Origin of the sequence: Myxococcus sp. CA040A (genome assembly GCF_013336725.1) — a bacterium.
GTDB lineage: Bacteria > Myxococcota > Myxococcia > Myxococcales > Myxococcaceae > Myxococcus > Myxococcus llanfairpwllgwyngyllgogerychwyrndrobwllllantysiliogogogochensis.
In genome coordinates this window covers 1,110,083-1,131,946 of sequence record NZ_JABUMR010000001.1, presented here as the reverse complement: position 1 = coordinate 1,131,946, position 21,864 = coordinate 1,110,083, and the positions used below count along the sequence as shown (strand labels likewise).

Annotated in this window: 12 protein-coding genes; 7 read left to right on the top strand and 5 right to left on the bottom strand. The window is 68.2% G+C overall.

Annotated elements, in window-relative coordinates; translation table 11 throughout:
- Positions 1 to 63 precede the first annotated feature (63 nt).
- On the bottom strand, positions 64 to 651 hold the full coding sequence (locus tag HUA75_RS04615; RefSeq protein ID WP_174485633.1) for a YdeI family protein: 588 nt from the start codon (positions 649 to 651) through the stop codon (positions 64 to 66).
- Positions 638 to 1,066: a VOC family protein gene (locus HUA75_RS04610; protein WP_174485632.1), complete on the bottom strand. Its 429-nt coding sequence runs from the start codon at positions 1,064 to 1,066 to the stop codon at positions 638 to 640. The genes HUA75_RS04615 and HUA75_RS04610 overlap by 14 nt, the downstream gene beginning before the upstream one ends.
- A 77-nt stretch (positions 1,067 to 1,143) precedes the next feature.
- Here HUA75_RS04610 and HUA75_RS04605 point away from each other — a divergent pair, with 77 nt between their 5' ends.
- The 3 genes from HUA75_RS04605 (at position 1,144) to HUA75_RS04595 (ending at position 3,415) form a co-directional block, all read left to right on the top strand.
- Complete coding sequence (locus HUA75_RS04605) at positions 1,144 to 1,863, top strand: YafY family protein (protein ID WP_174453372.1); 720 nt, start codon at positions 1,144 to 1,146, stop codon at positions 1,861 to 1,863.
- Positions 1,864 to 2,039: 176 nt separating this feature from the next.
- Positions 2,040 to 2,690, top strand: coding sequence for an SRPBCC family protein (locus HUA75_RS04600; RefSeq protein WP_174485631.1), 651 nt, complete (start codon positions 2,040 to 2,042; stop codon positions 2,688 to 2,690).
- A 53-nt stretch (positions 2,691 to 2,743) separates the two neighbouring features.
- Positions 2,744 to 3,415, top strand: a complete 672-nt coding sequence (locus tag HUA75_RS04595) for a TetR/AcrR family transcriptional regulator (protein WP_141642732.1) — start codon at positions 2,744 to 2,746, stop codon at positions 3,413 to 3,415.
- 5 nt (positions 3,416 to 3,420) lie between these two features.
- Here HUA75_RS04595 and HUA75_RS04590 read toward each other — a convergent pair whose 3' ends face one another.
- Positions 3,421 to 3,840 (bottom strand): MAPEG family protein, encoded by a 420-nt coding sequence (locus tag HUA75_RS04590; protein ID WP_174485630.1) that lies wholly within the window; start codon positions 3,838 to 3,840, stop codon positions 3,421 to 3,423.
- A gap of 314 nt (positions 3,841 to 4,154) precedes the next feature.
- Between HUA75_RS04590 and HUA75_RS04585 the strand changes: the two genes are divergently transcribed.
- The 3 genes from HUA75_RS04585 to HUA75_RS04575 all read left to right on the top strand — a co-directional run bounded on the left by HUA75_RS04585 (position 4,155) and on the right by HUA75_RS04575 (position 15,884).
- Positions 4,155 to 8,621: a hypothetical protein gene (locus HUA75_RS04585; protein WP_174485629.1), complete on the top strand. Its 4,467-nt coding sequence runs from the start codon at positions 4,155 to 4,157 to the stop codon at positions 8,619 to 8,621.
- A gap of 114 nt (positions 8,622 to 8,735) precedes the next feature.
- Positions 8,736 to 14,267: an RHS repeat-associated core domain-containing protein gene (locus HUA75_RS04580; protein WP_174485628.1), complete on the top strand. Its 5,532-nt coding sequence runs from the start codon at positions 8,736 to 8,738 to the stop codon at positions 14,265 to 14,267.
- Positions 14,268 to 14,417: 150 nt separating this feature from the next.
- Positions 14,418 to 15,884, top strand: coding sequence for an APC family permease (locus HUA75_RS04575; protein ID WP_174485627.1), 1,467 nt, complete (start codon positions 14,418 to 14,420; stop codon positions 15,882 to 15,884).
- Between the two features lie 164 nt (positions 15,885 to 16,048).
- Here HUA75_RS04575 and HUA75_RS04570 read toward each other — a convergent pair whose 3' ends face one another.
- A complete protein-coding gene (locus tag HUA75_RS04570; protein ID WP_174485626.1) occupies positions 16,049 to 17,698 on the bottom strand; it encodes a DUF4394 domain-containing protein in 1,650 nt (549 codons plus the stop codon).
- Positions 17,699 to 17,992: 294 nt separating this feature from the next.
- Positions 17,993 to 18,319 (bottom strand): hypothetical protein, encoded by a 327-nt coding sequence (locus HUA75_RS04565; protein WP_174485625.1) that lies wholly within the window; start codon positions 18,317 to 18,319, stop codon positions 17,993 to 17,995.
- A gap of 425 nt (positions 18,320 to 18,744) precedes the next feature.
- Between HUA75_RS04565 and HUA75_RS04560 the strand changes: the two genes are divergently transcribed.
- Positions 18,745 to 21,783, top strand: coding sequence for a Vps62-related protein (locus HUA75_RS04560; protein WP_174485624.1), 3,039 nt, complete (start codon positions 18,745 to 18,747; stop codon positions 21,781 to 21,783).
- The last annotated feature ends 81 nt before the right edge of the window (positions 21,784 to 21,864 follow it).

Genomic DNA, 21,864 nt, shown 5'->3' with positions numbered 1-21,864 from the left:
GCTCTTCATCGCGGACATGGACCTCCCGGGGGTGCGGCAACTCCCGGGGGGCGTGTAGACGACTCAAGGGTCCTCGGAACCGAGCGAGTCGACGATGCGCCGCACCTGCTTCGTGCGGCCCGTCTCCGTGCGCGTCGTCACGATCTCCAGGATGAGGGCATACCGCCGGGTCTTCCCGAGCGCCTCGAAGGCTCGCGCGGCCTGGGGGTTCGCGGACAACGCGGCCGTCAGGTCGCTGGGGACGGTGGCGTTCCGCTGCGACTCGTAGGCGGCGGCCCAGCGCCCATCGGCCTTGGCGGCTTCGACTTCGGCGAGCCCCGCCGGTCGCATCCGGCCCTCGGCGAGCAACGCCTCCACCTTCCGCACATTCACGCGCGACCAACGGCTGCGCGGCCGGCGCGGCACGTACTTCTGGAGATAGAAGCGGTCATCGAGGGACTTCCTCAGGCCCGATATCCAGCCGAAGCAGAGCCCCACGTCGACCGCCTCGTCGTCCGTCAGAGAGGTGATGCCCGTCCCCTTCTTGGCCAGCTTCAACCAGACCCCCTCGGGCGCGCCGCCGTTCTCCTCCAGCCACGCCTCGAACTCCGCCGCGCCGCGAAACGCCCTCACCGGGGCCTCGGCGATGGCACCTCGCTCAGCGCGCGGCATCGCGGGCTCCGAGGACGTCCAGGTAGTGCCGATTGAACATGACACCCAGCACGTTGCCGAAGGGGTCGATGACCGACGCCGTGACGAAACCGGGGCCCCGCTCGGTGACGCCATCGAGGAGCTCGGCCCCCTGCGCGAGCAGTCGTGAGAGCGCTCCGGCGACGTCATCGACGTGCCAGTAGACGACGGCCCCACCCCGGCTCGTGGCGATTCCAGGGGGCGCGAACCGTCGGTCGATGATGCCCAGCTCGTGCTGATAGTCACCGATGCGGTACTCGACGTAACCGGGGCCTCGCCCGGCGGCTTCGCTGCTGAAGTAGGGCTCCACGCCCAGCAACTCCGAGTACCAGCGGGTCGCCGCCCGGAGGTCGTCCGCCCAGAGGTTGATGGTGCTCATTCCGCGCATGAAGGTCATGGGTCTCTCGTGTCCGGGGCCGCGTTCGTTCGCGACACAGTGACCATCCCCCCTAAAGGTGACAGAATGAGTCACGTTTGAAACGCGAACCCGTCATCGACCGCCTGGACCGCGTCCTCGGCCTCCTCGCCTCACGCCCATCGTGGACCGCACCAGAACTGGCGGAGGAGTTGGGCGTCTGCGTGCGGACCATCCGCAGAGACCTGTCCCGGCTCGCGGCCCGCGGTGTCCCCATCGAGTCCGACGCGGGGCGAGGGGGTGGCGTGCGCGTGCCGCCACGGACGGGGCTGGGGCGCGTTCAGCTCGACACTCGGGAAGTCCTCGACCTCATGCTCGCCCTGGCGCTCGCGGAGCAACTGGGCTCCCCCCTGTTGCTCTCCACGCTCAAGGGCTTGCGGCAGAAGCTCTCCGCCTCGTTTCCACCGGAGGAGCGCACCCGGGTGAGCGGGCTGCGCCGGAGGATTCTGGTCGGCCCCAGCTCGCGGAACGTCGCCGCGACGTGGAAGGCCCCCAGTCTCGCGGTGCTCCGTCCCATCCATGAGTCGTTCTTCGAGCAACGCGCGCTGGAGCTGACCTACCGCTCGAACGACGCGAGCACGGTGCGCGTCGTGGAGCCGCACTACCTGCTGCTCAGTTGGCCCGCCTGGTTCCTCCTCGTCTGGGACCACCTGCGAGGCGCGGTGCGCATGCTCCGCGTCGACCGCATCGAGGCGGCGCGCGTCACCGAGTCGACGTTCCGCGTGAGGAGCTCGGAATCGATGCTCGCCACGCTCGGCGATGTCTTCGCCGCGCTCTGAGCGACAGGGCCGCGAGGCAATCGCTTCACTCGCGTCAGCTCCGAGGCGCCCTGGCCTCGAATGGGCTGGGACGGATGCAACCAGGTCCCCGCTCAACCGGCGACTCGTGGTCGCCTTGACAACCCATGCCCTCACATCTAAATATCTTTTAGATTCGTCTTTCCAGGAGAACAGCCATGCCGCGGATCGCGACACCTGCCGTCACCCTGCTGTCCCTTGCCTGTGGTGTGTTCCTGAGCGCCTGCGCGACGCCCGTCGGCTATGCGTCGGGGACTTCCGTCACGGAGCGAGACACCCTGCACCGCTCGACGCCGGCCCCCACCGTGGAGCCTGAGGCGCCGTTCATCGCGCACACGGTCGAGACCGACATCGCCGCGCCTCCAGAGGTGCTGTTGCACTGGCTGGTGAATGTCCCGCTGGAGCGCATCCTGCTGGGAACCGAGAAGCTCGCCGGCATCGAGCGGACCGATGTCCTCTCCGCCTCCTGGGGCAGCCCTGGAGCGCGCCGGCGCGTGGTGCTGCGCGATGGGAACACCTCCCTCGAGGAACTGCTCGTCGTCGAGGAGGGCCGTCGGTTCCAGTACGTCGTCTGGAACTTCACCAACGAGGCACGGCGCGCCGTCCAGTACGCGGTGGGCGAGTTCCGCTTCGCGCCGACCGCGACGGGGACGCACTTGACCTGGACCTATCGCTTCCGGGGCAATGGGTGGCCCACGCAGGGCATCCTCAAGGACTTCGTCGAGGAGGACTTCGCCGCCTATATGAAGGTCGGCATCGGGCACATCCAGAAGGAGTCGACGCTCGACCTGACGGCACGGCGGGACTGACGACTCGTATTGTCGCGGCCTATGCTCCCCACGAAGAAGATGGGAGTCACGTGGTGAGCACACCGAAGACGCGTCAGCCGGCAGCCAAGACGGCCAAGAAAGCCGCGAAGCCTCGCGGCTATCACCACCTGGACCTGCGCCGGGCGCTGTTGGACGCGGCCATCCAGTTCCTGAGGGAAGGCGACGTCACGGGGCTGACCATCCAGGTCCTCGCGCGGGCCGCGGGCGTGTCTCCCGGAGCGCCCTACCACCACTTCCCGGACAAGCAGTCCCTCCTGGCGGCGCTGGCCACCGAGGGCTACGACCTGCTCGCGGAGCGCGTCGCACGGGCCGTGGCGAGTGAGCCCACCGTGGCGGGCAAGCTGACGGGTATCGCCACCGCGTATCTCTCGTTCGCGAAGGAGCACGCTTCGCACTACCGCATCATGTTCCTGCCCGAAATCGAGGACCGGGTGCGCTTCGCGTCCGTCCACGAGGCGTCCGACCGCTCCCTGCTGACCCTGTTCGAGGTGGTGGCCGAGGGCAACCCGGGGCTGCCGCCCGACGCCATCGTCGCCCGGGCCATCGCCGCGTTGTCCCTATGCCATGGGTTCGCGTCGCTCCGGGCCGCGAGGGTGCTGGGAAACATCCCCGGCATTCCGAAGGTCGAGCTGCTCGAGAAGGTCGCCATCGCCGAGGTGGTGACCCTCGCGCTGGGAGCCGGACTGGGGCCCGGCTCGCGATGACCTGCTCAGAGCACGGCCATGGCCGCCCTGAACGTCAGCCCGACCAGCGCCAGTGACGACAGCACGAAGAGCAAGAAGCGCAGTTCGATCTTGTTGATGAGCGCCTGCAACAGGCTGTGCACCACGCGCAGGCCCACGTAGCTCCAGGCCAGTATCAGGTTGAGGCCCGTTCCTTCGCCCAGCAGCGCCAGGGCCAGGGTGATGGCGTAAAAGATGGTGGGCTGCTCCATCAGGTGGTTGTAGTTGTCGGCCTTCCAGCGCACCTGGGCCGGCAGCTGACTCATCTGCTCGCCGCGCGGTGCATACGGGTCGGGTTTCATGCTGACCTTGAACATGGCCGGCAAGCGCGTGGCGTACATCCAGGCCCACATGACCATGGACCAGGACACGAGCGCGACGACGGGAGCGAGAATGGGACTGTGCATGGTTCCTTCCCTGCCCCATGCCGCGGCACGGCGCAACCCGTGGCGGAAGTGACGAAGACCTGGACCCGTTGACCCGTGGGCCAGGTTCGACGCTGAGCCCGGGAGCACCGGGAGCGGAATAATCCCCGGGAATATCCGGCGCGGGCTCCGTTCCCATCGCTGACAGCCTTCACGACCCCGCCGAGGGCCCTCGCTCCCGTCAGAGCCTGGGCCCGCGCGGTTCCCATCGCAGTCCCTGACAGAGGGCGCCCTGGAAGCGCCCGGAGACCCGGGAGCCGCGCACACGCGGGTGCTCCACGGGAGGAGTGTGTTTCATGCGTCCGTCGAGCCCGTGGTGTCTCGCAGTCCTCTGTGCGCTGGTGGCCTGCGGCGAGGCCACCGAGGAGGAGTTGAACGACGAGGAGGCGCTGTCGGAGGCCTCACAGTCCCTCAATGGCGCGTGTGATGACACGCGGCTGGCCTGGGCCTCCGCCGGAGACCCGTCCAACATCTGCGCGGTGCCGTGGCAGTACGGGCTGGACTGCAACAAGTCCGGAACCAACGTCACCTGTGGCCCGTCCACCGGCTTCGAGACGATGACCTGCTACGACTACCCGACGTGCCGGCTGCCCCAGTTCGGCGTCCAGGGCCGCGCGACGACGAACTTCAGCCAGACAGTCACCTCCTGCACCGCGTACACGGAACAGGAGTGCAGGCCCAAGCCGCACACGCCCGACGTGGAGCTCTGCACGGACGTCACCCGCTTCAACTGCGCCACCCAGTGCCTGGCCGCGGCGAACGCGAAGCGCAACAGCCTGCCGCTCGCGGACCGCAACCTCGTCGTCATCCAGTCAGTCCAGGGGGCCACCGAGCGGGAGGTCAACTCCGGCTCGTGCACCTTCACGCTGACCCTGTGGCCCACGTACATCGCCAAGGCGGACCCGGCCTGTGGTGCGTCCACGGGCAACCACCCGTGCCCGGACCCGTCCAAGCCCATCTACCCCACGTGCCGTCACAACAACTTCGGCAATGACGTGGCCACCGCCTGCAACGCGAACCCGCTGTTCCACCCCGCGGACACGTCACTGAACTCCGTGAAGCTCGCGGCGGCCGCGAAGTGGGCGGCGATGACGCCGAAGAACTACGAGCCCTCGCCGCTCTATGTGCAGCAGCCGCTCTGCCGCACGTGTGACCATCTGACGCTCACCGCCGCCTCCACCGCCGTGCAGGTCACCGCCAAGTACGACTGTCTGGTGCAGCAGGGGCTCGCCTCGGGTCTCCCGGCCGGAGCCGGTGGCGCGCAGCTCCGCACGGAGGTCGTCTCCCGGCTGAAGCTGCTCTTCGAACTCCATGGACACCAACTGACGCCCGCGCAGGTGCAGTTCATTCGCGGCCTGTACCTGTCCGACCCGGCCGCCAACACGAACTGCAGCGCGGGCTTCATCCCGCCGTCCACGCCCGGCTGCGGCACCAGCCTGACGGCGCTCAACGCGTCGATGGACCTCTGCACCCGACTGTCCTCGTCCCACGTCCCCGGTATCTCCGCGCGCTCGCAAGCGGCCTATTGCGTGGGCCTGGCTTCGCAGGTCGCGGCGGTGCCCGCGGGCGTCTGCCAGGGTGACGTGTACCGCGAGAAGTACCACGCCATGTGGCTGAAGCTGTACGAGCGGACCCTCTCCGACATCCGCCGCGATGACGTCCCGAACGACCCGCTCCAGCGCAAGGTCCCCAACGCGGACGACGTGCGCACCCACCTGAAGTCCATCAGCGACTGGTACGCGGTGCAGCAGGCGCAGATGTTCCCCGGGGCCCTCAACAGCCCGACGCTGATGAAGCAGCTCAGCGAGACGTTCGGCATGTTCTGGAAGGTCGCCTACGAGAACGCCCTCTTGAACGTGAACGGGCTGCCCCTGCACGCCCAGCCGCTCAATGCGGGGCTGCTCGTGGACCAGGCGGTGCTCAAGGCCACCCTGACGGGGACGCCAGCAATGAGCGGCCCTCCCCTGCTGATGCTTTTGGGTGATGGCTTCAGCGGCCTGTTCCAGCGCATGGAGGACTTCAGCTACCTGCATGACCTGGGCTGCCGCTTCAAGGGCTGCGCGGCGGGCACCGTGGACACCGAGACGGGGGAGCTGTGGGCCCTCTTCGGCGCCGTGCCGGAGGCCACCACCCTCCAGGCGGCGATTTCAGCGGCCAACAAGCTGAACACGGCTGGCGAGGACCACGCGGGCTGGGTCTCGGTGTTCGGCCTGCTGCACTCGAACCACGTCACCTTCACCCAGGCGGTCCTCTCCGCCACGGGCGAGACGACGTACAGCCCCGCCCTGCTCAAGAGCGGCGCCGCTGGCGCGCCTCCTCCGCTGGCCCGCTGGGCACAACTGGTGGAGAAGGCGGATGCGTATTCCAGCAGCTACGCCAAGTCCGGCTTCTTCGTCAGCACCACGCGCGACACGCTGAAGACAGGCACGGAGGAGTACAAGGCCAACTTCATCAACGACGTGGTGGCCACGCGCAAGAGCGCGCTCACGACGGCGCTGAACGAGTTCACCCAGCACCGCGCCGCGCTCATCAACGAGGTGCTCGGCGAGGTGGCCAACGCCGCCAACCAGAAGACGGTGCGGACCACGCTGGCGCGCAAACTCAACGAGTTCTATTCGCTCAACGCGGACCTCGTCGGGCTCCAGGACAACCTGGAGATACAGCGGATGCAGTTCAGCGACTTCGCGGCGGCGTTCAACACCACGCTGGAGAACGAGTCGCCGAACCTGGGCACGGACATCCAGCGCGGCCCGGTGCAGGTGCTCAGCATCGGCGCGGATGAGGCCCGTTGGTCGCCGGGTGGGACGTTCAACATCCTCTCGCTCGCGGTGCGTCAGCCGGGGCCGGGCGGCGTCGGCGGTCCCCAGGCCTTCGGCATCCCCGCGCTGCGCGGCGAGCTGCTGAACTTCGAGGTGTCTGGAGAGTACACGCCGAGCTGCGCCATCTCCGGAGCGATGCTGCCCCATCCCTCGAGCGGCACGCCGTCCGCCATCAACCTGGGCAACGGCCAGGCCCTCACGGGACCCGGGGGCTACACCGTCACCTTCTCCGGCAGTGGCTACGAAGCGGAGAGCGCGAACCTGTCCATGTTCTCGAAGAGCTCCGTGGAGACCCGGCTGTGCGCGGGCGTCAAGACGGAGGCCGGCGCGGAGTTCTTCGGCAACGGGACGACGGCCTACGTGTCGGCCGAGGCCTGCGTGAACAACTCGACGGGCATCGAAGGGACGTTCGACCAGCAGTCCGGCAGCGAGCAGCGCAGCACCGCCAGCTTCTCCATGGGCCTGCGCCTGCCGAACACGCCCTTCCCGAGCGCGCCGGTGGGCAGCCTGCTGCTGGTGGCGATGACGCCGGGAGGCACCGGCCGCAACCACATCCGCGACGTGCAGGTGCTCCAGTCGCCCCACACGGGCGTCGTCGTGGAGGCGGACACCGACTACTTCCTGGTGGTGAACGACGTGGGCTCCTGCGCGGACGACCTGTCGCACCGGCTCACGGTGAAGAGCGTGCGCCTCATGCCCACCGGCGAAGCCGCCCGGGCGCTGGGCAAGGCCATGGCCACGGTGATGACCGAGCTGCGCGGGGCGACGCCCGCCTACGTGGAACAGGGGCGCGTGACGAGCAGCGAGCTGGAGGCCCTGCGCGTCACCGCCGAGTCCCGGCTGCTCCAGCAGTACAGCGTGGAGTGCCCGGGCTGCCAGATGAGCGGCATGCCAGACATCTTCAGCGCGCTCTTCGTCTCCTTCGCCACCCAGGAGCTCGCCCGGCTGGAGCGACTGGTGCAACTGCGCACCGTGGAGCGCGCCATCGAACTCCAACTGCTCGACATCCAGTCCCTGGCGGATGACCTGACGATGGGCGCCAACCAGGCACGGCTGCTGCGCCTCCTCCCACTGTGGCGCCTGCGCAACCTGGATGGCGAGGAGCTGCGTGACAAGTCGCGCGCGCTGACGGGGCTCGTCACCGAGTACCTCTACCCGACGCTGGACCTGCGCCACCCCAGCTCGCTCGTGGGCTTGAAGACGAACGCGGACATCAACGCGCTGTTGCAGGCGAACTGGTCCGACGACTTCACGGTGCTCGCCGACAAGGCGCTCGCGGCCGTCACCGCCGTCGAGGGAGCCCTGGCCCAGGCACGCATCACCGACAAGCTGCCCAAGGACGTGGCGCTCGCCTTCGCCTTCCCCAACCCCGCGTTCAACATGCCCACCCAGTGGCACGCGGCGAACCCGGAGCGCTCGGAGACGCTGTGGAACACGCTCCTCTTGGGCACGGGCGAGGTGAGCATCACCCTCACGCCGGATGACCTGTACAGCGTGGGAGGCCAGGGTGGCGCGCTGCTCTGCCAGCACCACATGCCCATCATCAAGAACCTGGGCGTCCAGGTGGTCCGTCCCTTCAGCAGCACCAACGCGTCCGACTCCCAGGCGGGCCTGACCGTGCCCGTGCGGTGGGGCGACGTGCTGTCGTACCCCTCCACGGCGGGCATCAAGAACTACGTGATGCTCAACCAGGACTTCCTCGTGGGGGCTCCGCACCTGTTGTTCGGCAATGACATCGAGGTGCTGACCCTCTTCGCCCAGGACCTCCAGCAGCCGTTCGCGACCATCGCCGGCAATGGCCTGTCGCCCTTCGGCACCTTCAACATCCGACTGGGCAACGTGCCTCCCGCGCTGTTCGCCGAGGCCTCCGCGCTGGTCATCACGATGAAGGTGGACGTGCTGGAGCTCGCGACGCCGGTCTCTGGCGTCACCGTCTGCCAGTAGCCAGCGCCCATTCAACGGGGAGGGTGGAGCGACGTGGGGAACGCCCCGCGCTCCGCCCTCCCCAGTCATCTCGCAGCGACTCTCTCTTTCGTACTTCACCCATCAGGTAGGAACATGAAACCGCTATCCCTCTTCCGAAGGATGCTGGGCGGCACCGCCCTGCTCGTCTCCCCTCTCGCGCTCGCGCAGCCCGCCGGCTTCACGGACGCCAAGATTCAACCGCCCCAGCTCGCCGCTCCGCAGCGGGGCTCCCTCATCGGCACCTATGCGCAGACGGCCTTCGGCGCGGCGGATGTGGCGCGCGGTGGCTTCGCGCTCGCCTCCCCCTTCGCAGTTCCGAAGGACAGGGGCGAGGTGCTCGGCTCACCCTTCCCCACCTACTCCTCCGATGCTGGCCAGTCGGAGTGGGGACATGGCTGGCAGACGCGGCTGGAGATTCGCCGGTGGCGTGTTCGTGGCGACCTGGACTACGCGACGGACGAGCTCACCAGCCCCTGGGGACGGCTCGTCCTCGGCGCCGATGGTGCCTGGTACCCCGCCGACATGAACCCCGCCGTGCGCGTGGAGCAGTCCGCCACGGGCCTCACCGCCTATCACCCCGACGGCAGCGTCTGGAGCTTCGGTGATGGCGCGGGTGGAGTCGCGGGCTCGGCGCAGGTGAACACCGTGAAGGGTACCTATTCCTGGTCCCTGCGCGAGGTGGTGAGCGCCACGGGGCGCAAGACGCACTTCACCTACGAGGCCAATGCGACGGGCCGCCTCTTCCTGAAGACGGTGCGGTACGGCGGCACCGGCACGGACTTCCAGTACCAGGTGGACCTGGGCTACGCGACGCTCGCGAAGCCAGTGGACGACTTCCGCTCGAGCAAGAAGCTGCGGTTGGACCGCCGCGTGTCCACCCTGTCGGTGAAGGCGAAGAGCGCGAGCACGGGCCTCTTCGAAGCGCGGTGGCAGTACCAGCTCGCCTACACGGAGCCCGTGGACGGCGTGGCCTTCTACCTGTCCCAGGTGGACCAGACCTACGGCACCGCGCCCGACGTGACGGTGGCGCCCACGGCCCGCTACACCTACCACACGTCCGCGGACGCGCTCGCCACCGCCACCTTCAGCCGGGTGACGAAGCTGGACGCGACGCTCGCCACCGCGGGCCAGGACGCCATCCAGCCCTGGCGCGCCTCGCTGCTGGATGAGGACGAGGACGGACGGCTCGACTTCGAGCATGCCCAGGCCCAGATGCTCTACGTCCAGGAGGACTCCGGCTTCCGCGCCGAGGCCCTGCCTCCCGCCAACGCCGGCACGCAGTCCGTGTGCCGTCCCACGGCCCACGTGAGCAACGAGCCGCGTCTGCTGGCCCGTCTGCGGCCCAACCAGCTCAAGCCCGAAGTCGTGGCCATCACCAACACCAGCGGCTCCACCACGGACATCCGCGTGTGTGACCGCGCAGGCACGCTGCTGTCCCAGCAGTCCCTGACGGGCGCGTGGCAGTTGGGCCCGCACACCCGCTTCGTGGACCTGGACAGCGACCAGCAGCCGGACTTCATCCGCGTCGTCCCGGGCGGCTTCCAGGTGCGTCCCAATACGAGCAGCGCGGCGCCCGGTACGCAGTTCGGTGCCACCCTCAACGGCACGTTGACGCCGAGCGTGTCGGCGACGGCGACGTGGGTGCACGACATGAACGGCGACAGCATCCCGGACATCGTCGCGCGCCTCTCCAACGGGCTGCACGTGTGGCCGGGCACCGGCAGGTACGCGTTCGACTCGGCGTCCAGCAAGCTGTTCCCCGTGCTGACGAAGAACGGCACCAGCCTTGCGCAGCTCGCGACGTACTCGGCCATGTTCGTCGACGTGAATCGCGACGGCATGTCGGACGTGCTGCTGTCGAAGGCGGGCCTCGCCCTGCTCTTCGTCAACAACGGCAGCGAGTTCCGCGAGGTCACCGTCCCCGCGCTCACCTTCTTCAACGGGACGACGAGCGCTTTGACTCAGGGCGACTTCGCGGGCAGCGGCAACACCAGCCTCACCGTGACGAAGGGCTCGGATGCCTACAGCACGTCGCTGGATGGCCCGGAGACAGGCCTGCTCAAGTCGGCGGACGACGGCAAGGGCACCCTGCTGGGCTTCACGTACACGCGCCTGCCCGCCGCCCCCGGGGCCCGCTTCCGCCAGCCCGTGCTGGCGTCGCTGACGTCGGCGTCCTCGGGCTACGACACCATCACCTACGCCTACCAGTACTTCGGCGCCAACTACCACTCGCTGGGCGGCTTCCTCGTCGGCTTCGACAGCGTCGTGCGCACCGCGCCGCAGGAGAGCCACGCGGTCAACTTCCTCAATGGAGATGACTTCGCCGGCCTGCTGCTCTCCGACACGCGGACGGACGCGCTCACGCCCCAGGTCCGCGAGGTCTCCTTCCGCGAGTACGAGGACGCCACGCACCAGGGCGTCACGTTCAAGCGCTTGAAGGAAGAGGGGCAGGGCTTCCGCGACGCGAGCCTGCCGGCGGTGACGCTCACCGAGTCCACGAAGACGGTCGCCTTCGACGGCCTGTGCCCGCAGCAGCAGGTGCGCGCCACCCCGTGGGGCACCCTCACCACCACGCTGGGACGCGCCAGCCTGCCGGCGCTCGTCAAGCACCTGCACTGCCTGCCCGCCACCTTGACGTATGCGGGCACGCATCCGCAGTCCTCGCTGAACTTCTCGTACCAGGGGGTCATCACCCGCAACACCGTGGGGCTCGTGCAGAGCGTCGTCGCCCAGGGGCCGCAGGGCGCCATGCCGCTCCAGACGGTGAGCTACTGGCCGGACTTCACCGTGAAGACGGTGAGCGAGCCGGGCCGGGGCAGCACGTCGTTCGAGTACACCCCGGGCCGCCTGCTGCTCTCCAAGGTGACCCAGCCGGACGGCGTGGCGCTGGAGGTCACCGAGCGGCACCCGCTGCATGACGGACTCCTGACGATGACCACCCGACGCGGCGCGAGCACCCATGTGGAGCGCTTCCGCTACGACGGAATGGAGCGGCTGGCGAAGCGGTGGGACGCCCTGGGCGCCGCGAGCGAGGTGAACCCCAACGAGACGCTCAGCTACCGGTTCGCCACCGCCACCCGCCCCGCGGGAATCGCCGCGACGGCGCTGGTGGACGCTGGCGGCAATGCCCGGCGCTACACGGAGGAGTACTCCACCGCCGCCGGGGAAGACGTGGCCAGGACGCGCCTGGCCCCCGAGGGCTGGGTGGTGGACGGCCTGACGCTGCACAGCCGCCAGCAGCGGGAGAAGACGCGGTACGTGCGTCCCAACCTGCCGGCCAACGCCGACATGGCGGCCCTGGATTACGCCACATTGCTGGGCGGCATCGAGCAGACGTCGAGCGTGCGTACCGCCGTCTTCGGCTACGACGTGGAGAAGGTGCTGCGCCACCACGTCGACGTCCAGCAGACCCTGGCGACCTCCTGGGCGCTGTCGGGCGGGCGGCTCGTCGTGGAGACGCAGGAGAACAGCACGCAGACGCGTCGGCAGTTCCTGGACGCGGCGAAGCGGATGACGCGGTACGAGGATGAGCTCGGCTTCGCCTATTCGTACACCTACGACGCGCTGGGGCGCCTGCGAGTCGTGACGATGCCGGACAATCAGGGGCACCGGCTGTCCTACGACGCCTATGGTCGCGTCGACCGCGTGGAGCGCGATGGCGTGGCGAACGTGGACTTCGAGTACGCCCCCGGGACCTGGCTCGTGTCCGCGAAGCGCTTCCGCACGCCGAGCAACACGCTGGTGCGCAGCGAGGGCTACCAGTACGACGGCATTGGCCGCCGCACCGGCATCACCCACACGAGCACGGGGGGCGTGAAGTCGTACCAGCTCTATTACGACGGTGCCTCGCCGGCGGCTCCCGCCAATACGAGCGTGCCGGGCCTGCTCACCGCGACGTCGGGTGACGGGTACACGAAGCGGATGGAGTACCGGACGGACGGCACGCTGACGAAGTCGACGCTCAGTCTCACCGGCTGGCGCACGGTGGAGAGCGAGCTGACGTACGCGGAGAGCGGAGAGGTGCGGCAGGAAGTCACGCGCGTGAAGGACGCGGGTGGCGGTGTCCTGTCCACCACGTCGCTCGGCTACGTCTGGGATGCCTGGGGCCGGATGAGCGCACTGACGCGCAACGGTCAGCCCTGGGCGAGCGTGCAGTACAACGCCCTGGGCAAGACGGCGATGGTGGACTTCGGTGGCGGCACGTCGGTGTCGCTGGGCTACGACGTCCTCACCCGGCAGCGCACCAGCCTCTCGCACACGACGCCGGCCTGGAGCTCCTCCATCGCCTGGAAGCTGAATGCTCGCGGGCTCACCGACAGCGAGGTGATGGGCTTCGGTGGCACGACGCTCGCGCGGCAGTACGGCTATTCACCCCAGGGCTTCCTGGCCTCGGCCCAGGACGCGCAGCATGCGTATGACTACGGCTTCGACGCGCTGGGCCTGTCCACGTTCATCTCCGATGCCTCGGGGACTCGCAACCTCGTCACGGGCGCCAACACGTGGGTGGTCGGTGGCGTGACGTACACGCGGGACGGGCTGGGCCGCACGGTGGCCCGGGACGACCTGAGCCTCACCTATGGGCCGGACGGTCAGGTGGCCTCCGCGCAGAAGGGCGCCCAGAGCTGGAGCTTCGTGTACGACGAGGACGGAGAGCGCCTGTTGAAGCGTGATGCGTCCGGGGCACCGCTCGCGGCATATCTGGAGGGCCGAGCGTATCTGGATGGCGCGGGACTCACCCAGCCGGTGCGCGTGGATGCGCAGTTGGTGGGCGCGTTGGAGAATGGCGCCTTCCGCCTGCTGTCCACCGACCGCCGTGGCACGGTGATGGCGGACGCGGACGGGACGCAGCGGGTGGCCTCGCCGTTCGGTGACCGGGCGACACACCCCACGGGCTCGGCGGCGCTGGACTACGTGGAGAAGGCCTACGACGCGGACCTCGGCTTCGTGCGCATGGGGGTCCGCGACTACGACGCCCGCATCAATCGCTTCACCACGCCGGACCCGCTGTTCCTCGAGGACCTGGAGAAGTGCCGCGCCAGCCCCGTGGAATGCAACCTCTACAGCTACGTGAGCAACCGTCCGCTGGACCTGGTGGACCCGACGGGGACCGAGGAGAAGAACGTTCCCACGGGGGACGCGGTCGGCAACGCGGTCAGCGTGGGTGCGCCCATCGCCATCGCCGCGGGCGTGCAGGTCGGCGGTCCCAAGGTCGTCTCGGGCGTGAAGGCCGGGTACGACATGGGCAAGCGGTTCTTGAACAACCCGGTGGTCTCCGGGGTCCGCAAGGCCAACGCCGCCATCAAGGTCGTGAAGTTCATCGGCGGTTGCATCAACGGCACCAATCCCCTCTTCAGCGAGCCGGTGGCGCAGTCGCGGGCCCGCTTCATCCGCGAGGCCCTCCAGGAGATGGCGCAGCAGCAGGCCGCCCTCCACCAGGAGCTGGGCAGCTACCTCGAAGAGGCGAGCCAGTCCCTGCCGGATGAGGAGCGCATGGACTACGTCCACCAGCGCATCAACGAGCTGGCGGCCGAGGACCGCGCCCTCCAGAAGAAAATCGACAAGGCGACCGAGAACCTGGAGAGCGCGGAGCAGGAGCTGAAGGAGTTCTACGAGGACCACAGGTAGCGACATCTGGCGTGAGTCCATCGCGGAGGAGGGCCGGGTCGTCCACCGGCCCTCTTTCGCGTTCCAGCGATTCCCGCGCAGCGGCTTTGGGCAGGGCTCTCACGCGCCTGACTCTGGTCGGCGTCCGCCCTCGGACTATGCTCGGCGGCCATGAGCCCTCCTCTCGAGCATGAAGCTGGAGTTCCGTCAGGCACGCCGGGCGGAGGCTATTCGCGGCGGGTGGGCCTGTTCTCGGGGGTGATGCTCGTCATCGGCGGCATCATCGGCTCGGGCATCTTCCTCAACCCCTCCATCGTCGCCCAGCGCGTGCACACCCCCGCTCTCACGCTGGGGGCCTGGCTGCTCGGCGGTGGCGTGGCGCTCATCGGCGCCTTCATCTACGGCGAGCTGGGACAGCGAATCCCCAAGGCGGGCGGCAGCTACGTCTACCTGCGAGATGCCTTTGGCGAGCTGCCCGCCTTCCTCAATGCCTGGGGAATGCTGCTGATGATCGCCACCGGCGCCATCGCCGCGGTGGCGGTGACCTTCGCCAACTACACGCTGGCGCTGACGGGCCTCGCGGACGGCTACCGGTTTCCGTTCGCCGTCGGCGCCATCGTGCTGCTCTCCGGCATCAACTACTTCGGCGTGCGGCCCGGGGCGCTCACGCAGAACGTCTTCACGGTGCTCAAGCTGGTGGCGCTCGCGGTGCTCGTGGGCGCGGGACTACTGCTCGCGGGGGCCTCTCCCTCGGTGGGGAATACTACGCCCCCCTCGCCTCCGGACTCCATCGTGCTGGCTCTCGGCGCCGCGCTGGTTCCCGTCCTCTTCAGCTACGGCGGCTGGCAACAGACCAACTTCGTGGCCGAGGAGCTGGTGAATCCGGAGCGCAACCTGCCCCGCGCGCTCCTCTGGGGCGTCATCGGCGTGGTGACGGTGTACCTGCTCGCGAACCTCACCTACCTGCGCACGCTCGGCGCGGAGGGGCTGGCCGCGAGCAACGCTCCCGCGGCGGATGCGCTCGGGCTCCTGTTGGGGCCCACGGGCCGTACCTTCATCACCGCCGGCGTGGCGCTCTCCACCTTCGGGTTCCTCAACCTCGTCATCCTCGTGTCGCCCCGCGTCTATCAGGCGATGGCGGCGGATGGGCTGTTCTTCCCGTGGATGGCGCGGCTGCATCCGCGCTACCACACGCCCTCGGCGGCCATCGTCTTCCAGGCGGTCTGGGCCATCCTCCTCACGAGCACGGGGACCTACGGCGAGCTGCTCGACTACGTCGTCTTCGCGGACTGGCTCGTCTTCGGCGCCACGGCCGCCACGCTCTTCGTCTACCGGGCCCGGGAGCGTCAGGGACAGGTGCCCCGCGTGACGTACCGGGTGCCCGGCCATCCCGTCACGCCCCTGCTCTTCATCGCGGCGGCGCTCTACGTCGTGGTGGGGTCCACGGCTTCCAATCCCCTCAACGCGCTCAAGGGCACGCTGCTGCTCGGCGCGGGCGTGCCTGTGTTCCTCTACTGGCGCAAGCGCAGGGAGGCGCGCGCCACGGCGCAGGTATCGGAAACAGGTGTCGTGGAAGGCCCCTCGGTGCCGGAGCAGCCCGTGCGGAGCGCGGTGTCTGGCAAGCGCGGAGCGGACTGAAGCCCCTCCCAGATGCCCCACGGCTCGGCGGGCCGCAGTGAACAGCGGCGCGCACTACGAGCCCGACCGGGAAGGGCGAGGTGCGTACCTCTCCACGCAGATGCGCCGCCACCCCTGCGCGCAAGGCAGGGAATGGCGGCGCGCCCACCCTTCAGGTGCCTGCGTCAGTACACGATGGCGATGTCTCGCAGCTCCGGACCGGAAGCCCCACCGATGGCCGCCTGTTCCGCTGTCGTGGCGGTGCGCGGAAAGTACGTCGCGGCGCCCGTCAGCAGATTCACCTGGTACAGCACATAGGGACCACTGGCCGCCGTGCGGCCCGCCGCCAGCGGCAGCCCGTTGTCGCCGCCAGCGATATCAAACCCCGTCGCGCCGACAAACGTCACGCCCAGCGCCCCCACGTTCACCAGCGTGCCATCGTTGGGGGGCGCCTGCTGAGTCAGCACGTTGCTGTTGCGCTCCAGGTCGAACAACGTCGTCGCCGTCGCACCCATGACGCTGTTCGTGTACGCCACACCGAAGACGACGGCACCCGGCGTCCGGTTGATAGCGCCGTCCGTGGTCGTCGCGCCCGTATCGACGTTGATGCGCAGGTTCTGCCCCGTGTCGCTCACCACGCGCAAACGGTCCGCCACGGGATTGAAGTCGATGACGAACTGAGCCCCCGACAGCGCGGTGAAGGGTTCCGTGGTGTCGGCGGGGTCCGCGTTCAGGGTGGCCTTCGCGGTGACCGCGCCCGTCTGCGTGTCCACCGTGTAGAGCTTCCCGGCGGACGACAGGGCATACATCATCCGGTCCGCCGGGCGCAGGTCGATGCCGAGCAACGTCTCCCCGGCTGGCACCCCCGTCAGCGCCACTGTCGCCGTCAGCGTGTTGGGCGCTGAGACGGCGGCACGCACGAGCTGGTTGTCGGTGGTGAGACCGTAGACCGTGGCACCCGACTCCTGCTTCAGGGCCAGCCCCTTGAGGGGCTCCGTCGAGCCGATGGCCGCGACTTCCGTGGCGGGGGCCGAAGTATTCTCCGGAGTGATGCGATACAGGCGCTGCGTACCGCCCACCGTCAGCGCGGCATAACCGACGTTGGTCCGCGCATCGATGTCATAGCCATTCACCCCCGAGGCATCCACGCCCAATGCTACCGGGGCGGAGAGTGTGCCGTTGTTCGGCGGATCCTGGAGGTAGACAGTGTCGGTCGCCGCATCCAGCACGAAGAGGCGGGTGGTGGCGGTCTCCGCGAAGGAGTTGGTGTAGGCCGCACCGCTGACCTGCGCGCCGCCATTGCCGCCATTGATGGCGCCATCCGTGATGGTGTCGCCGGTGTCGACATTGATGCGCAGGTTCTGCCCGCTGTCACTCACCACGCGCAGGCGGTCCGCCACCGGATTGAAGTCCACGGCGAAGTCGGTGCCGACGAGGTCCGTGAACGGATTGTCGTCCCCTGTCATGGCGGACAGCGTGGCCTTCACGGTGGCGACGCCGGTGTCCGGGGCCAGGGTGACGATTCGCGCCCCGCTGGTGAGGCCATACAGTTGTGAGTCGGCGGGACGGTAGTCGATGCCCAAGAGCGACTCTCCCGCGTCCAGACCCGTCACGGCGATGGAGCCCACCAGGACATCGGGCGTCGCGCGATTGAAGGACACGAGCGTGTCCGATGCGGTCAGGGCGACGACCTCTCCCACCATGACCGGTTCCGGCGCGCCATCCAGCCCCGTGCCGGGAGCCGGGTTCGGGTCGTCGTCGTCACCACAGGCCGTGAGGAAGAGCGCGGTAGCGAGCGCGGCGAGGAACGGGTGCGGCTTCCTGATAAGGGTCATGGGTTCTCCCGAAGGATGGACCGGATTGCTTTCACGAGCCCTTACGATGGTCCTCTTGAGCTGGATTCCTCCCCGTGCCGCGGAGCACCTGGCTGTTCGTCATCCAACCCGCCGCGGAACAATGCACCTTCCGAGGACGGACCGAAGCGCCGCCGATGCTTCTTGTTTCTCTGAAATCAAACACCGCGAACCGCCAGGCGAGGCAGGGAGCCCTGAGTCGCCGGAAGCCTTGATGGGAGTCCATCACCCGCCAGCATGCGAGTGATGGACTCGACCGCTCAGGATGAACCGGCGCTACAGCGTCACGGCCCGAGCAGCCAGCATCGGCGGCGCGCAGATGGGGGCCACGAGCGCGGCGTCATCACGCGAGGACTCCGACGACGACAGCTCCTCCTCCTCGGTCCCCAGGGCCGCGCCGCCACAGGTGCCGTACTCCCACTCGGTCACCCACTCCTCACAGGTGACGACCTGCATGCTCCAGGGAATGGCACAGACCAGCCAGCACGGCGTGCTCTCATTGCAACGGTCCTGGGAGCAGTCCGGAGGCAGGGCCGACGCGGACAGCGGGGCCAACACGAGCGCCGCGACTCCTGCGAACAGGGACTTCGATAGCAGTTTCATGATGTCTCCACGATGACGGGATGACCGGGCCACCCACGCGTGAGCCGGCCCCTCGACTGTCTCAGGAAAACCGCGAATCTTCAAAAGTCTCGACTGGCGTACTTTTCTACTCCAGAGACACTTCAGCCCTGACCGAACGGGCCGCTTATGACCCTCCTGGGTCAGGACGTGATGCGGGTTCTCCGCCTGTGCCTCCCTCCGAAAGGGCGCGCCGGATAAATCCCCGGGAATCACACGCGAAAACCCTTCGCCGTCTCCAGCCCGGAGACGACGCACTCCACCCACGGAGTAACCCCCTCGAGCCTCCTCGCGGCCCCACCGCGCGGCATCCTTCGAGGACCCCGCTCGTGGGCAGTCCTCATTCAAGAAGGGGTGACCACGACCTGCGTCCACCCCCGCCTTGAATCAAGCGAAGGGTTCACGACATGAGTCTGGGTGTTTCATTGAAATCCGCGGCATGGCGCGCAGTGCTCCTCGGGGGACTCCTCGCGCTTTCCACGGGTTGCCAGGGCGAAGGCATCGAGTCGGACGGGCACTCCGAATCCCTGCCCGGAGAGACAGAGGCCCTGCCCGTCCTCCAGCAACAGCTGGCCCCGCTGCGCGAGAAGTCCTGCCGGGAAATCAAGAACGCCAGACCCCAGGCCGGAGATGGTGAGTACACCCTTCACCTCATGGGGGACGCCGCCCGGCCCTGGAAGGCCTGGTGCCACGACATGGCCGGCACTCCCACCGAGTATCTCCCGCTCCCCGAGAATGGCCTCCACTCCAACTTCTCTCAATACACCGCGGGTGGCGCGGCCCCCGGCAGCAACGTCCGCACCGTCTTCTCCAAGCTGCGCATCAACCCCGTCACGCTCGAGGTCGATACGTCCGACCGGCGGTTCGCGACGTCCACCGGCGCGCTCTCACACAATGGCCAGGCCAACATCTCCACCATGCCCTACGCCACCGCCATGTCCTGCGACTGGGGCGGCTCCGGCAGGGCCAACGTCGACTTGCGCGGCACCCCGTTCAAGCTGCCCGCCGACTACTTCGTGACGAGTGGCTTCAGCCAACTGGGCGCCGCGTCCTACAGCTTCGTCGACCAGGTCGTCTCCATCACCGGCGGCGGCTACTGCGGCTGGACGGCTCCACTCGGCGCCGACCCCGCGCTCGGCGGCGCCCTCCCCCTCTTCTACGCCGCTCCACCTGTCGCCTGGACGCCTGTCGCACGCGTCTACCCCTCCGGTGGCGCCGAGCCCTCCGCCCAGGCGCTCCAGCCCGGCTGGTATGACCAGCACCAGCTCACCGTCGGCAACGACACCATCAGCTCCGTCCACGTCCCCAGGGGCTGGGCCGTCACCCTCTACGAGCACTCGCGCTTCTCCGGCAGCTCCATCACCTTCACCTCCGACACCCTCCTGACGGGCAATGGCTGGGACAAACGGGCCTCCAGCATCAAGGTGGAAGCCCCCGTGTCCGTCTATTCCCAGCACAACTTCGGAGGAGTTCGTCAATCCCTGCGCGCGGGCCGGTATGACATCAACCAGCTCACGCTGGGCAATGACACCCTCCGCTCCCTCAAGGTGCCCGACGGCTTCCAGGTCACCCTCTACGCGGACTCGGGTTTCTCCGGCCAGCGCATCGTCCTCGCCCAGGACACGGACCTCACCGGCAGCCTCCTCAACGCCGTCACCTCCAGCCTCGTCGTCGAGTCCACCACCTCCCGCAACAACAACATCCTCCATGGCCAGTGGCTCGCTTCCGGAGGCCAGAGCCGAACCAGTCCCGCCAACCGTCAGTTCCTCGTCGAGCACTCCGGCCCGCCCGACATCGTCACCTTCGACCTCGACGCCAACAACGCCGGCCCCTACCTCTACCTCCTCGACTCCAGCGGAAACGTGCTCGCCGAGGCGAACGACCTCCTTGGCGGCTCACGCGCGCGCATCGCCTATGACCTCCAGCCCGGCAGCTACAAGCTCGTCGCCGCGACGACCCAGGCCGGGCAGACGGCCGACTTCACCCTGCGCTCCGACAAGGCCCGGCTCCGCTATCCGCTGCGCCTCTCGGTCCAGGCAGAGACCCACTTCGATTGGGTCTACGACGACCACAACACCGGAGCGCACGACAACATCTCCGTCTGGCGGCCCAGGCTCGACCGGTTCCCGGGCCACTACTCCCTGGGCGACGTGGCCATGCCCTCCCATGGCTCACCGCCCCGGATGACCTTCGTGGTCTCCGGTGAGGGGGACGTGCTGGCGCCTCCCATCGACTATGACCTCGTCTGGGATGACAAACACACCCGCGGCTCTCACGATGCCAGCTTCTGGCACCCCAGGCCCGCTCCTGGCTATACCTGCCTCGGCTCGGTGGCCACCCTGGGCTATGACAAGCCGTCCACCCAGCTCATCCGGTGTGTCCGCAGCGAGTATGTCCTGCCCGCGAGCCCTGCCTGGCTGTGGGACGACAGGGGCTCGAGTGCCTATCGCGACGGCACTGTCTTCCAGGCCAATGCCACGGACCACCGGTCCCTGACCGCCTCATCCATGGTGGGCCAGGTCGGCTATGGCGCCGCCAATGCCAGTCTCTTCTGGGCCCTCAACAAGAGCGCCCTCGCCAACGCCGAACTCCAGGGTGCCCCGGTCGATGACCTCACCGTCCTCCAGTACGCGCCCCTGGTCTGGCTCCATCCGGACGAATACTACTGGCCGTCCTCCGCCGAGTTCTTCCTCGCGAACGTGACGCCTGTCGGGTACTTCATGGAGACCCGCGAGCCACTGGGCTGCGCCTCCTGTACGGACCCCGCGTTCCTGCACGGCCAGCGTCCGGACCCGACGACCCACGTGCCGATGTATGCGCAGATCATCCCTCGCACCCAGGCCGGAGCCCCAACCCAGACCACCGACGTCGTCTATTGGATGTTCTACCCCTACAACGGAGGCAAGCGCGTCTGCGTGGGATTCTACAATGCCGTGCATTCCTGCCTCGGGAAGTTCTCGACCTTCGGCAACCACGTGGGCGACTGGGAGCACGTCACCGTGCGCTTCGTCGACGGGAGACCGACCCATGTCTTCATGGCCCAGCATGCCGAAGGGCAGCTCTTCGTCTATGGAGACAAAGCGCTGGGCCTATTGAACTTCCATCCCGAGACCTATGTGGCCTTTGGCTCACACGGCGCCTATCCGGACACCGGCTCGCATGTGTACAAGACGCTCTTCAACGGCGAGCTCCTGAGCGACGAGACAGGAAGAGGCACGCCGTGGATTGGGTGGGACCGCCCCGTCATCATCCCCTGGCAGCCGCTGGGCACCTACACGTCGACGAACGGTCCGGCGTGGATGGACTCCATCCTCCAGTGGGGCAATCCGCCAGATGGCTGCCTCAACATCGTCACGCAATACTCGAATGAGTGCATCCGCAACGGCGGCCCCAGCGGGCCCATGCTGAAGACCATCGCCAATCCAGAGGCGATGGTCATGGAGTGAGCGGGCCCACGCTCCGCCAGACTTGAAGGGACGCAGGCCCTGCCGGCATTCCGCCGCCGGCAGGGCCTGTGCGGTGGCACC